The organism is Bradyrhizobium paxllaeri, from assembly GCF_001693515.2.
GTDB lineage: Bacteria > Pseudomonadota > Alphaproteobacteria > Rhizobiales > Xanthobacteraceae > Bradyrhizobium > Bradyrhizobium paxllaeri.
Genome location: NZ_CP042968.1, coordinates 6,369,107 through 6,382,680, shown reverse-complemented (window position 1 = coordinate 6,382,680; position 13,574 = coordinate 6,369,107). Strand labels below are relative to the sequence as shown.

The window sequence follows — 13,574 nt, the reverse complement described above, 5'->3', positions numbered from 1 at the left end:
GCAGTGATTTTCAAAAGCAAGCAATTAGGGAAGACGCTCATTTGAACGACAGGATGGCTCTGAGTCTTTTAGCTGAAGTGATGGGCTGGCCAGAAGACGATCAAGCGGTTGCAACTCGCGAGTATGCTTGGCTGCGAATGATGTCCGCGGTGAAGTACGATGGCTATTCGTACTTCCGAGCAGGCGTGCGCTTTCTCGAGAGTCTCGCTACGTGGCTTAAGCAGTTCGATCCAGCCGATCGGGCCGCAGCGTACGATTTTGTAAAGAAGCGCCTTGTCTATATTTCGCTGTCCGAGATGCAGTGCTTGGTCGAGACCTTCGTGCCTGAGGTCGTCACACCCCATCTTCGGCGAACGGTAGCGCATCAGCTCGGTATCAAGCCATATGAAGTGTGGACCGACAAGAGCGGTGCGGACGCGTTCACGCGATGTCTGCGCAAGACGTTGTTCGTCGGGATGAGCGACGGGAGTCGCATCGACATGCTTCGCCGTGCGAACGCTGGTCGGATTTCGACAGAGCAAGTCGTACCGATGATGAATGTCGACAAGGAGAAGTGGCTCGATCTCAGCAAGAATCTCAGGCAGGCCCACGGAATGACGCCGACCGAACAGTTCGACTGCGTCTACTTGATTGACGACTTCACCGCCTCTGGTACGACGTTCATTCGCAAGAACGCCGACGGCGAGTGGAAGGGAAAGCTAAAGAAGTTTAACGATTTGATCCGCGATGCGCGCGACAGCGTCGGCGATGGCTTCCCGATCGCGGAGAATTACGAATTGCATATCCATCACTACATTTCCAGCGCCCAGGCCAGGTCGGCGCTAATGAAGCGGCTGGAGATAGCTAAAGCGGAATGGAGCGAATGGACCTGCTCCGACTATACCGTGACGGAAGGCCTGCTCCTGCCGGACACTCTTCCTCTGGCGCGGCCCTCCGACGGGGCGATGCTCGACCTTGGCGATAAGTACTACGACCATGAGATATTCACGCGCGCCGAGAAGCATTGCCGCGAAGCGGGGCAGAGCGACATGAAGCTCGGATACGCCGATTGTGCTCTGCCCATCATCTTGGAGCACAATACTCCGAACAACAGTGTCCCGCTACTATGGGCTGAAACGGCGGGTAACGGCGGCGCACGTGCGATGCGACCTCTGTTCTACCGACGCGACAGGCACGGGTCTCTTCAATGACTAATCCCTTCCTCAGGCGTGCGACGGAATACATACGCGATGATTCCGCATTTCTTGCAATCATCAGCCCGGAGCCGCTGACGGCGTTTGTTGCTAAGCACAAGAAGCGCGCGCTTTTGTTCGATCATCCGGTTCGGGTGATTGGAACACCTGGAAGCGGTAAGACCATGATGGCGAGCCTGGTCGAATTCAGGCTTCTCGAGTCGATCTTGCGCGACCAGAGCAGCGAGAACAACCGATCACTGGCGTCTGTCTTGGCGAGCTGTGGCTTCACCGAGGATGAGCGACCGAAGGTCGCGGCTGTCAGAATTCCCATGGAGTCGGAATATAGGGACTTCTGGGAGCTCCCCTACGAACCAGCCGTCAAGACAAAGCTCGTTCTGGCCCTGATCCAGGCCCGGACGATCCTCGCGCTGGTTCGCAACCTGACGGCCAATCGTCGGCGGCGCCTGAATGAGATCAAATTCATCCCACGCGAGGGGGCAGGGGCCCAGCTCGAACAGATTGGCGGAGCCAATGCGGAGGACGTCGTTGCTCGCGCTCGCAGTGTGGAGCGAGCTGTTTACTCGGTCGGTGCAAGTCTCCTTCCTCCTTCCCTAGATAACATCGCTGAGGAGGCGCGCGAGCCTTACCAGCCATTCGAGGCAATTCAGGAAATTGAGATCGATTGGGGCGGCAGTTCGTGCCGCTTGCGGCCCCTGACGATACTGGATGACGTCCATACCCTGCATCCGGACCAGTTCGAGGCCCTCTTTCGCGCTCTCGCACGTCGCGAGATACGTTTTGCTCGTTGGATGATGATGCGGATGGACGCGCTCTCGCCGAACGCGGTCTTTCGATCCGCGGACGAGGATGCGCTGCCAGGCCTGAAGGTCGAGCGCGACTATCTCGACATTTTCATGCAGACCGATAGTGTCAGGCTCGATGAGCGTCGCCAGTTCCGCAAGATGGCCGCTGACATGGCCGATCGCTATCTCCGTCTGGTGCAGCCCCTCCGCGATCGCAACTACACTCGGTTCAAGGACTTGCTCGGCGAAGAGCCGCCGCGACTTTCGGCAAGCCAGATTGCCGAGCTGCGGACGCTCATCGATCGCGACCAGCGGAAGCTGCAGATTGGCCACGAAAGGCGGCGGAAGATCCAGCAGGCGGTTGAGCGTTACGTCAAGGGAGCGAAATCGCTAGATCTCGGCGAGGAAGTGCAGCTCGTAATGACGCGTGTGCTTTTGCACAGGTATGCGATCAGAACGTCAGGTCAGACAGGAAACCTGTTCGCGGACGATCCGGAGCCGCGGCAACCGCTAAAGGTTAAGAGTACTATCGCTGATGCCGCTCGTCTTATGCTGAACGACTTGTTTAAGCGACCATTTCATTTCGGACTGGACGATCTCTGTGACGCGAGCAACGAGAATGCCGAGGTATTTCTTCAGCTAGCCGGCGCTCTTGTCGAGCGGATGGAGACCAAGGCGATAAGAAATCAGGATCCCGCGCTTACGCCTGCGCAACAGCAAGGCGCGCTCCGTGAGAAATCGGGCCAGATGATCGATGCATGGGGGTTTCCGTTTGCTCGCAAGGTACGAGCCCTCATAGACCGGATCGCCGAAGATTGCCGTACGGTATCGACCGAGCCGAATGCTCCGTTAGGAGCCGGCGCAAACGCGGTCGCCGTGCTCGAAACGGAGATGAAGGATTTGCTCGCGAGCGAAAGCGAGCTGGCGCTCGTTCTGAAGTTCGCGATAGCCTACGGCGCGCTCGTTGCCATCCGCGATTACGGCCAAGGAGGCAAGAACTGGTGTCTCCTCGAGCTGTCAGGCCCGGTTTGCCTTGCCAACGGTTTGACCCTTAATCGTGGAGGGTTCCTAGAGCGTACCGTTTCAGATCTCGGTCCAGTCGAGGAAAAGGTCTAGCGGATCATGCGCCGACATTGGGAGAATTGCGTTACCCATTTTGACGATGGCGTAGACCAGTTCATCGACGACTTCTTTTCTGAATCGTCTCGATGCTGTGTGCTTGTCGCGGGCGCGGGATTCGATCCGAGAGCTCAACGAATAGCGCGCAAGCTTTCTGCAACGATGGGGGATCGCGTGCACGGTCTCTTCATCAGGGAGGATCGTGGAGATCCTGCCGTCGCACTTCAGAAGCTCGCCGACGAAAACGAAGCGCAGCTGAGGAGTGTGATTGCCGACACGACCGTCGCCCACGTTCAGATTTTCTCGGCGGATGATCGCGCACCAATCGGCGGTCACGGCGTACGCTCGGCCGTGGACGGCTACAAATGGCCTGATGACATTACCGACGTTGTGCTGGATATGAGCGCGCTGTCGACAGGGGTAGGATTTCCGCTCGCCAAATTGCTGCTCGAATTCGCCGAGGCTAGGCCGAAGGTCAGCCTCCACTTGATGGTTGTCTCAAATCCGGAACTGGATGACCGGATCGTCGGCGAGCCGTCGGCGCAGGTTCAGTTCGTTCGCGGATATTCCGGTCCTTCCGGGAGTTACGACGAACTCCCGGTCGCGCGCATCTGGCTACCGCAACTTGGGAAGGGGCGGGTTGAAACGTTGCGGAGGATAAGGAGCACCCTCGATAGCGTTTATAAGGTGTGCCCCGTCGTGCCATTCCCCGCGCGAAATCCCAGGCGGGCCGACGAACTTCTAGCCGAATACCAGGCGCAGCTCCTGAACGAATGGGAGGTCGATGCACGCGACCTGATCTACGTGTCGGAACGGAATCCGCTCGATTGCTACCGGACAATCTCCACCCTAAAGAAGAGATACGATCGAACCGTGGAGGATGTCTTTTTCCCTCAAATCATTCTTTCTCCGTTCGGCAGCAAAGTGATCGCAGTCGGGGCGATGATGGCGGCCATAGAACATGATCTGTCAGTCCAGTACGTCGAGACTCTTCGGTACGAATACGACCCTGTTAATCCAACCGGAACGCCTCCTTTGCCAGATATGGCCGTTCATGTGTGGCTTCACGGACCCGTGTACGGGAGCTACGATGCGGGAACCCAAAAGGTTGCGAGCTAGGGCGCACGTACGGGCGTGATCTTTCGGCAGCCTACCGTTGCAAGATGGGCGGCAATGTCACATCTCAATGCAGAAGGCGCCGTTACTGAACTTTGGCAATTCTCTGCTGAATAGAAGCCTCGACGCGAGACAATCGGCAATCTTATGACCGCAGTGTTCACAACGAAGTTGACCGGCCTCTGCAATACCATCTCGGCGACGTGCGATGGCGAAATCAGCTTTTTAGCCGAGGCGCTCGAGCGCGCGGCCGATTATCCCGTGGCCGCAGTCGGAAGCGGAGGCTCCGCTGTCGCTGCCGAGTTCTTATCGTCTTGTCGGACTTCGCTTTTCCATTCGGCGACGGCGGTGACGACGCCGATGGCGTTCGCGCTCGATCCTGTCTTGCCGAAGTGGGGTGTCTGGCTGTTCACTGCTGGCGGCGAGAACGCGGATATCCGCGCAGCATTCCGGACTGCCATCAAGGAACATGCCCGCCGGATCGATGTCGTCACCGCACGGGGCAGAAGTCTTGTCGCTGATGCGGGGGCCGAGGACGTCAGGCTACACGTCGTTCCCGTAACCGATCAAAAGGACGGTTTTCTGGCGACGCACTCGCTGACGGCGACCATCACGTCGTTGCTCCTCGCAAGCGATCACGTTGCCGGGAATGACGTCGATCAAAGAAGTGCTCAAGTGCGAGCGAGATCGGAGAACCTCTTGAGGTCTTCGTACCGCGCTCGCTTGATCGAGACTGTCGCTGGCTCTTGGGATTCCGGGCGCGATACGCTGATTATACTCCACGATCCCGCCCTGACAGCAGCTGCAGTCATGATCGAAACAAGTTGTTGGGAAGCCGGGCTATGCGGAGTGCAGCGAACGGATTTTCGCAACTTCGCGCATGGTCGGCACGTCTGGCTTGACCGGTATGCGGAACGCACGGTTCTTCTTTCGCTGACCTGCGGTCGAAGCCAGCCGTTTTGGGATTCGATCCGGTCTTGTATTCCGCCCACGATACCGCAGATGCATTTTGGCTTCGGCGCGCCCGGCCGACATACCCTCTTTGATGCGGTACTGAGCTCATTCAGTATCGTCGAAGGCTTGGGGGAGGCTACGGGTATCGATCCCGGGAAGCCTGGGGTCGCCGATTTCGGACGCTTGATCTACGACAGCCAGGACCTGCTTGTCGCGATCGAGAGTGAAGATGCGGCCACGCGCAGAAAGCGTCGATCGGAGCAGAAGGCGGATGAGCCGGATAGAACGGATGCACTCTGGTGCACGCACCGCGACGAGTTCATCGAGCGCCTTGGAGCCGCGGAGTTCGGTGCCGTCATCCTCGACTATGACGGGACAATGGTGGCGACGGACAAAAGGCTCAAGCCGCCCACTGGTCCCGTGATCGACGCTATCAAGAAGCTCCTGGACGGCGGCATAGCCATCGCGCTTGCGACTGGCCGAGGAGGATCGGTCGGCGAGGATTTGCGCAAGTGCCTTTCGGCAGAGCACTGCGAGCGCGTGCTCGTTGGCTATTACAACGGAGCGCACATCGTTCCGCTCTCTGTCGATATTCGAGGAACTCCGCCGAAAGCTGATGCCGCGATTTTGGACGCTTTCGAATGCATCCGAGCCGAAGCTGGGATGTTCCTCGGTGGATGGCTTCCGAAGGAAAATCCGCTACAGATCACGATCGGTATCGAAAAACTGGTCTCGTCCGCCGACGGCCTTCGTAAGCTGCGCGAGATCGTGAGTTACCGCCCGTCACTGAAATTGGTCCGCTCGGGACATTCGATCGACATCTGTCCCGCCTGGGCAGCCAAGACACGCGTCTTGGAGGTAATTCAAGCCGGGATGAGCGACGGCCGTCTTCAAATGCTGGCAATCGGCGATAGCGGTGATCGCCATGGCAATGACTTCGATTTGCTGGGTGGAGACTTCGGACTAAGCGTGGACCGGGTTTGCGATCGCGAGATTTCCTGTTGGAATCTCTTGCCCGGCAACGTCTCGGGTCCTGATGGTCTGTTAAGGATACTCAGCGGCATGCGCCTGACGGGTGAGGGCCGCGCGCAATTGGATGTATCCGTGTTGCGAGGGACTTGATAGTATGTTCACGTTATGGTCCAATTGAAGCAGCTGGAATTTTCTCGAGAGTCGCCGCGGCCTGCCGTCGCCGGTACCGGTCTGACTGCGGTCGATCGGGTCTACGCGAACGACTACTCGGCGCCGACGGAGGCTTTGGGCGGCTCGTGCGGGAACGTGCTGCTATCGCTTGCCATGCTGGGCCATCCCGTCTTTCCGGTAGTCAATCTCGGCGATGACGACCATGGCCGCTTCCTTTTCAATGAGTTTGAGAGGGGCGGATGCGAGACCCGTTATATCTCAAGGGCCCACACGGGAAGCTCTCCTGTCATCGTCGAAATCGTCGACACAACCAGTGCGACTCACCATTTCACGACGACGTGCCCTCAGACATTCGTCCGGTTTCCAAAATGGCGCTCGATTGACCGCGACCACGTCTGCCAGGCCGCCGAGACGTTGAAGTCGGTATCGGTTTTCTATGCCGACAGGGTTTCGGAATCGATCATTCTTGCGATGGAAGAAGCCAAGCGAGCGAGCGCCCTGATCTTCTTCGAGCCGGCATCAGCCGACGGTGAACTGTTCGCTCGAGCTGTGCGATACGCTACCGTGATCAAGCTTTCCGACGACACCGTTGGGAAAAGCGTTGCTGACGACGATCTTGATCCTAGAACGATAGTCATCAGAACTCACGGCGCGCGCGGACTGACCGTTTCGAACGGGAACGTCAGGCGTTATTTTCCGTCAAGTGTTGCTCCGCGAGTCGTCGACACATGCGGATCGGGCGACATGGTGACGACCGGCCTGCTCGATCTTGTCCTGAAGCGCTGGTATCGAGACGGAAGTTGGAAGGTCGAAGATATCTTCGACGGGGTCGAGGTTGGCCAGCGCCTAGCGGCACTGAACTGCGGCTTTACCGGTGCTCGCGGTCTTTTCCAGGCTGCGGGTGCGAGCCACGTCCGGGATATGCTCGATAGAGGTCTCGACGAGGTTTCTACCGCGTATTGGACGGCGCTCGGAAGCTGCGACCGCTGAGTTCTTATTCGGCGGCCTGCATCGTGACTTTGCGCCGCTTCTTACTGTTGTTCTGCGCGAAGTGCTCGCGGACCTCCATCAGCAGCACCCCGAGCATATTCTTACCCCCCTTGCCGGGTACTTCTCCCCACAGCCTGTTCACGGCGTTGTCGACGGTTGCAGTCTCGATCAGCACGGCATCCTTGGTGTCGAGGAGAATCGCCGCCAGGTCGGGATGTTGGGTGAACTTCGCCATCAGCACGCCCCTCATGCGGTCGAACTTGACTCTCGACCAGTCGGGGGAGATGTCCCACTGGTAGAGACCGTGCGCTGCCATCGCAAGCAGCGCGGGTGAGGGGGCGGCCATGAGCCATTCCCGGACCTCGTCCTTGCGCGCTTTCCCGGCCTGATAGGCATGCTCGGAGGTGGGATACTCGCGCCCCTCGAAGATGATCTGCCGCCGGTAGAGGTTGCTGAACACTCCATACGGCTTCTCGCTTGCACGATAAAAGCGGATTTCCTTCATCTCCGACCTCTTGTGTAGACTGAATTTCTGCATTATTGCATATATGTGGCCCGTAGGAAAGATGAAATTCGACATTCCGTTGGACGACCTGTCAGCCTCGAAGAGGGAGCGGTCGAAGCGGTCGCGTGCGTGGAAAGGCTAAAAAAGAAGCTTAATCTGCACGATACGAAACTGGCAGAGTTGGTCGGCGTAGACCAGTCGAGCGTCCATCGGGCTTTGAACCGGAAGCCGCCGCGGCTCACGCCGACTTTGGAAAAATTATGCAATTATGCAAAAAAACGTCTTTCCGTCGATGGCTCGCAACTGGCCGACAATGGAAAGGAGCAATTGGCCAAAGCGGTTGCCGGAGTTTGGGACGGGTCGCCCGCGGGATTGAACAAGCTGCTCACGCTGTTGCGTGATCTGGGGGATCTTGTCACCCGCGACTGAAGCGTGAAGCGCGGCTTTCACCCGGTACGCATCTCAGGCGTGGAGCGATCGTCTCGCTCGCGAGGGGACTTCGGCACTGCCGTCACGTCGTCGGACGGGCATACACCTGCATCGACTAATCCGAATTGCATCGCCAGCAGCGAAAAAGATGAAGCAAGTACTGACGCGATATGGAGTTCTGGATGGAGCGCGACCTTGAGTCGGAACGCATCGGTCTAATTGGGGAGAGCCAATTCCAGCTCCTCTCCGCGCAAGCTGATTTGATCTGCAACAAAAGCACTGTCGACGTGATGGGCTGGGATTTCATCGTCGAATTTCCGCCAGATCGTTCCGGTGATGGAACTGCGCTCGACCGACGACAGGCTAGGGCTGTCCGTGTGCAATTGAAATCGACGGCTGGACGAAAGAGCAGTCGGGTTCGCTTGAGCCTATCCGCGGTTGATAGGCTCGCGAAGGATGCACACCCCTCCGTCATCGTTGTCTTTCGGATAAGCCAGGAAGGCAAGCTACAGTCCGGCTATCTGGTGCATCTTATTGGCGATGAACTCGCCAAGGTGTTGAAGAGACTTCGTCTGGCCGAGGCTAACGAGTCGTATGACATCAACAACGCGAACATCAGCTACGATTACGAAAAAATCGGACGACGCTTCGATCCAACCCCCGAGGGGCTGCGCGAGGCCCTCTCGGATGTTTGCCAAGATGATTTCAAGGCCTACACGATCGAAAAGCAGAGACAGCTCGCGGAGCTAGGCTATGAGCGCGGGCGATATGAAGCTGAAGCTATTGCGCTCATAGATGGCCCCCAGCACTTGAACAATGTGCTGCTCGGGTTGGCGCCGATCAAGCCGACGCAATTTCGCGTCTTCGATTCTCGATTTGGCATCCGATTGCCATATCAAGGGACGTTGTTCGACGACATCGAGGAGTTTGTATTCACACCCCCAACCCTTGGGCCTTGCGTGATATCGATCAGAGGGGCTGCATTCGGGCGAGCAGCGCGGTTTGATGCCACGATGTTTATTGGTCCGCCCATCGATGATGTCGATGGTCCGGAGTTCCTGATACGGCACGAGGACTTTATCATTCGGATGACCCGCAGCAGCGCCAAGTTCGAATCCGAGCGGGGTCTGGACGGCGTTCTGCGTTCCCTTGACAAGCACGCGGAGTTCGCGCGAGCGCTTTCCCTCATAGCAGGCGGGCAGGCGGAGCTGACGATATCTGGAAACCCTCGCATTCCAGCCGTCTCACTGCCACTCGGTGAGGTGCTCAGTGGTCCATATGTCGATCAGTTGCCAATGATCTCCGAATTCTTGGACGGCTGGCAGGTGCTTTTGTCAAAGGCAGGCATCAATTCGGCGAACCTATTCAACTTTGATGAGCTCTGGACGGCGGACGAAGCGCGTTGCGCGGTTGAGATGCTCCTCAATCCAAGCCCGTCGATGCGACTCGAATTCAAGAGTTTCGAAGGCGTTGATCGGCCGGATCCGCTTGAAGTGCTCCTATTCCGTACATGCTCATTCGGTGGGACTAGCTTGACTTACAGTGCCAAGGTAACCTTCGAATGCACGGATGACCCCGTGTGGCGATATCGTTCGGCGCGTTTCGAGGCGCTCGACGTTCGCCCGGAGGTTCAAGATCTTGACGAGTACGGCTTCGACCAGGGGGAGGCTCGAGGCATACCTTTGCTCCTCGACCAGCGGAGCTTGAAGTTGGACCGTGAGGCGCAGATTAGTTGAAATGCTCCGCGCTGGCGCATCGCGCACCATCAAGAGAGATCTCCAGAGATGTTCAAAACGCTTCTCGTCCCCGTTCGAGCGGTCTCGCGATTTCCTCTCGTTCAATTTTGACGCGGCTCTCAACCGCGATCGTCGCCCCGATCGCACATCACCTTATTCAAACCCTCGAAACGTTCATTCCAATCGAGCCGTCGGAGGTCTTCGCGTTGATCGCTCAGGCTGCGAAATCGGCTGAGCAAGGCGGCTATAGCAACGAGCAGATGGCGTCGGATCTTATCGTTCGGATCGTCCAGCGGTACTTGGCGGACTATCGTGCAACCTTTAACCGATCGTGACAGGTTGAATGACCTGATGGATTGCCTGGACGTCTTTGTGCGCGCCGGCTGGCCGCAGGCACAAGCGCTCACTTTCAAGCTCGACGAGATTTGGCGCTGACATCTGGGCGATTGTGTTCTGGTCGCGAAGGGGGCAGCCCTCAGCGGTAGAGTCCTAGCCGATTAGACCGTTCGGAATCTAACCGATTGCACTCCCGACACTTGCCGTTGCTGACCAGCCGATCCTCGACATGACCATAGATGCAGGGCTCGCCTGTAAAGTACCACTTCTTTCCCTCTGCCTTAGCTTCCGCCCGCAGTCTTCGTGCTCGTACCCTGGGACCTTCGCCGCGTCTGCTGCTCTGACGCGAAGTCCTGAACGCGAACCGCGTGGCATCTCGCGGTACCACTTCAACCTCTGTGTCGATCACAGGCGGCGGAAGCCCGACTGGTTCACTTTCTTCGGCAGGTATTTTGTCGTGCTCGGTATCGTTCGAGACGAAGTGTTCTTTGACGGCTCTGCTTCGCAGAGATCCCGTCTTAAGTCGTATTCGCGGAATCGCGCTGTCGTCGGCATCTTCATCAACGTCAATCTCTTCGCTTGCGGAAGCCACCGCATCGCTATCGATAGCTTCGCGTGCCGAAGACGCGACACTTTCATCGATGAGTCGCTTCATTGCCAACAGTTCGTCAAGATCAGCGATATTGCCAACCTTGACTATATGTCTCGGGTAATCCGTCACAGAGGCGGAAAAAAGCATCTCAATTTTGTCAACCTCCGCCTTGTCGGCTACGTCCGCCAAATCGAAATCGAGCAGCATTCCGGCTTCGATATTGTAGTGCAACCCCGCAAGAGTGAGATTGGCGCTACCTATGATCAGGCGCGCACGCTCTCTCCCGCGCACGAGGTATAATTTGGGATGGAAGATTACTGTCCGGGAGCCCGTATCTACAGTGTAGATCTCGTTTACCACGCGATGCAGCCGAGCCAACCCTTGATACGACGTAGCGCCGTTTCGAATGCCCACAAATACAGTCGTGCAGGCCACATGTGGGACTAGATGTTCTTCAATCCGCTCCACGCCTCCCTCAGAAGCGAACGCGGTGCTCACCAGAACCTTTTGAACGTCCGGTAGATCAAATACTCGATGCAACGCATCGATATGCGTGGTCGACGTGAAACCCTGAAGGATGAATTCGGGTGTGGGCATTCAAGGAGAATAGCAGATCTGGATTTGTTGCACAGACCGGAGGGCTCGCTGGGTGCGGGTAACCCGTCCTGACAACTGGGACCTACGACGGCTATGTTTGGCCGCTACGCGGCTGCTGGCGGCGACTTGGACTTCGCGGCTGGCGACGTGATTTGTCTGAGTGAGCAAGACACAGCACCCTGTCATTTCGGAAGAAAGTGAGAAGTCCGACTTTCGCCGGACGTCGTTTCTTGATGCTCACTTCGGATTGTGGTCTGCATAGACGATCAGGCGCCAGAGGATCGAGCCCTGCGCCGTCGTGTGCGTGTGGTGAGATTGCGGCGGCAGGATGTGACCCGATGCGATACCGATTTCGCGGTGACATCCATGCACCGGTAGATGCCGGCATAGGGAGCTGCCGAGCCAGGTCCGTGGTCCTGATCAAACGCTTCGTGCGTCGATTGTGAGAGATAGGTTCCGTACTTGTAGCTAGCCATTCGACTTTCTTTCGACTGAAGAAAGCCGGACTTGACCCGTCGGGTGTGACCGAATGTAATTCGGATGCTGTCAACATCAGCAATTGGCCCGCAGTCCGGCTGGATTGCGCGGGCAATTCGGGGCCGCCAGTCGCAAGCTGGCGGTCCTCCCCGAATCGTCAATGATAGGTTGACCATGCCTTGCCGTGGGCAAGGGTTAATCGGCCAGTCTATCCCGGCTATTCACAGGCACAACCTGTGGAGAACTAAAGAATCCGGCACTCCCCGGCGGCCCCCCGATCGTGTGCGGTCATGAAGAAGCGGCGACAGCACCACGTTTGGCAGCATTATCTGAAGTCGTGGACGGTTGACGATCTGCTCTATTGCTTGAGAGATGGCGCGATATTTGCCACCGGCGCGAACAGCGTTGCCGTGGATCGCGACTTTTATAAGCTGCAGAATCTGACTGACGACGACCTCGCCTTGATCAAGATGCTGGTGATTGATCCCGGTCATCCTCTTGCGAAGCGGCATCACGAGGATCTGCTCGTAAATCTTGTGGGGCCCGCCCGCCTTGTCGAACAAAACCGGCATCGGCTTAACAACCTCGATAAGATCGAGGCACTGCTCGATGTCCACCAGACCAATGCCCTGGAGGATTATCATTCAGGCGTCGAAAGTCGGTTCTTGCCGCTCCTCGACATGATACTGGCGGGCGACCTTTCGTTCTACGAAAGCGACGCTCAATGCGTTACATTTTTGCACTTCATCTGTATGCAGACCATGCGAACGAAGGGCGTGAAGGAAAGGACGATCGACCGCGTCAAGCGCCACAATGGAAAGGAGCTAGCACGTATATGGGACATCATGAGTCCCATGTTCGCCTTCAACATCGGCATGAGCCTCTTTCTTGAACGCAAGCAGCGAAAGCTGGCCTTGCTCGATAACAATACGAATACGCCATTCATCACCGGGGATCAGCCAATCATAAACTTACGTGGCGATGGCGTCCGGCCTCCAACAGAACTCTGTTTCTACTATCCGGTTTCTCCGCGTTCAGCGCTTCTGTTGACGGAAGCCAATGAGCAGCCCGCGTTCTCGTCCGCGAGTCTGACCGCGGCGCAGGTCGGAGAGCTGAATCAGGAGATGCTTCGAGCTTCTCACAGCCAACTCTTTGGGCAGAGCAAGGACTCGTTGCTTCTCGTCAAGGGCTAGTGCGTTATCGCGAACGCATCCCGGTCTTCAGTTGCGCAATGGTGCGACGATCTTTGCCCAAGAGACCGATCCTGCCCAGTGCGTCCGCTGTCGCGCATTGGGCTTTGCGCGCTACGCTTACCTAGTCCCCTGAAGGAAACAAGGGCCTCTGCCATTTAAGTTTACGATCCCATACCGCAAGACATCAAGTCCTCCTCGCCGGGGGCACGCGGAACGGGGGCTCGCCCGCGGGAATTGCTATCACTGTCCCGTTCCCGGGTGCCGCTGCTAAACCGTCCCGCACGCCGCCTTCGGGTCGTTTTGATCACGCGGCCCGGCGCGCGGCTGCTTGGACAGATCGTAAAGAGGCGTTGTCAATCTCGGCGGGTCGAGGTTGGACATGACCTTGTCGAATTGCAGGGGCAGAAGG

At 57.4% G+C, this 13,574-nt stretch carries 10 protein-coding genes; 8 read left to right on the top strand and 2 right to left on the bottom strand.

All coding sequences use genetic code 11. The features are described from left to right. The first annotated feature begins 41 nt into the window (after window positions 1–41). The 5 genes from LMTR21_RS30405 (at window position 42) to LMTR21_RS30385 (ending at window position 7,300) form a co-directional block, all read left to right on the top strand. Window positions 42–1,190, top strand: a complete 1,149-nt coding sequence (locus LMTR21_RS30405; protein WP_246174469.1) for a phosphoribosyltransferase-like protein — start codon at window positions 42–44, stop codon at window positions 1,188–1,190. Continuing rightward, entirely contained in the window at window positions 1,187–3,094 is a 1,908-nt protein-coding gene (locus LMTR21_RS30400) for a hypothetical protein (protein ID WP_065751050.1), read from the top strand. Before LMTR21_RS30405 ends, LMTR21_RS30400 begins: the two co-directional genes overlap by 4 nt. Before the next feature lie 6 nt (window positions 3,095–3,100). Continuing rightward, window positions 3,101–4,216, top strand: a complete 1,116-nt coding sequence (locus LMTR21_RS30395) for a hypothetical protein (RefSeq protein WP_065751051.1) — start codon at window positions 3,101–3,103, stop codon at window positions 4,214–4,216. 144 nt (window positions 4,217–4,360) lie between these two features. Next, window positions 4,361–6,289, top strand: coding sequence for an HAD hydrolase family protein (locus tag LMTR21_RS30390; RefSeq protein WP_065751052.1), 1,929 nt, complete (start codon window positions 4,361–4,363; stop codon window positions 6,287–6,289). 24 nt (window positions 6,290–6,313) lie between these two features. After that, a complete protein-coding gene (locus LMTR21_RS30385) occupies window positions 6,314–7,300 on the top strand; it encodes a PfkB family carbohydrate kinase (protein WP_187399237.1) in 987 nt (328 codons plus the stop codon). Between the two features lie 4 nt (window positions 7,301–7,304). On the opposite strand, the gene ybiA is transcribed toward LMTR21_RS30385, so the two are convergent. After that, window positions 7,305–7,805, bottom strand: coding sequence for a riboflavin biosynthesis intermediates N-glycosidase (gene ybiA, locus LMTR21_RS30380; RefSeq protein ID WP_065751172.1), 501 nt, complete (start codon window positions 7,803–7,805; stop codon window positions 7,305–7,307). Window positions 7,806–7,934: 129 nt separating this feature from the next. On the opposite strand from ybiA, the gene LMTR21_RS30375 reads away from it, so the two are divergent. Both LMTR21_RS30375 and LMTR21_RS30370 read left to right on the top strand, forming a co-directional pair. Continuing rightward, window positions 7,935–8,234: a helix-turn-helix domain-containing protein gene (locus tag LMTR21_RS30375; protein WP_141688123.1), complete on the top strand. Its 300-nt coding sequence runs from the start codon at window positions 7,935–7,937 to the stop codon at window positions 8,232–8,234. 182 nt (window positions 8,235–8,416) lie between these two features. Beyond that, entirely contained in the window at window positions 8,417–9,970 is a 1,554-nt protein-coding gene (locus tag LMTR21_RS30370; protein ID WP_141688124.1) for a hypothetical protein, read from the top strand. A gap of 475 nt (window positions 9,971–10,445) precedes the next feature. Here LMTR21_RS30370 and LMTR21_RS30365 read toward each other — a convergent pair whose 3' ends face one another. Continuing rightward, on the bottom strand, window positions 10,446–11,495 hold the full coding sequence (locus LMTR21_RS30365) for a phospholipase D family protein (RefSeq protein ID WP_065751057.1): 1,050 nt from the start codon (window positions 11,493–11,495) through the stop codon (window positions 10,446–10,448). Between the two features lie 767 nt (window positions 11,496–12,262). On the opposite strand from LMTR21_RS30365, the gene LMTR21_RS30360 reads away from it, so the two are divergent. Next, a complete protein-coding gene (locus LMTR21_RS30360; RefSeq protein ID WP_065751058.1) occupies window positions 12,263–13,165 on the top strand; it encodes a DUF4238 domain-containing protein in 903 nt (300 codons plus the stop codon). Window positions 13,166–13,574 lie beyond the last annotated feature (409 nt).

Excerpts from the sequence above, each read along its gene's own strand:
- LMTR21_RS30400 (WP_065751050.1), top strand. The coding sequence starts at position 1,187 with ATGACTAATCCCTTCCTCAGGCGTGCGACGGAATACATACGCGATGAT.
- LMTR21_RS30395 (WP_065751051.1), top strand. The coding sequence starts at position 3,101 with ATGCGCCGACATTGGGAGAATTGCGTTACCCATTTTGACGATGGCGTA.
- LMTR21_RS30390 (WP_065751052.1), top strand. The coding sequence starts at position 4,361 with ATGACCGCAGTGTTCACAACGAAGTTGACCGGCCTCTGCAATACCATC.
- ybiA (WP_065751172.1), bottom strand. The coding sequence starts at position 7,805 with ATGAAGGAAATCCGCTTTTATCGTGCAAGCGAGAAGCCGTATGGAGTG.
- LMTR21_RS30370 (WP_141688124.1), top strand. The coding sequence starts at position 8,417 with ATGGAGCGCGACCTTGAGTCGGAACGCATCGGTCTAATTGGGGAGAGC.
- LMTR21_RS30365 (WP_065751057.1), bottom strand. The coding sequence starts at position 11,495 with ATGCCCACACCCGAATTCATCCTTCAGGGTTTCACGTCGACCACGCAT.
- LMTR21_RS30360 (WP_065751058.1), top strand. The coding sequence starts at position 12,263 with ATGAAGAAGCGGCGACAGCACCACGTTTGGCAGCATTATCTGAAGTCG.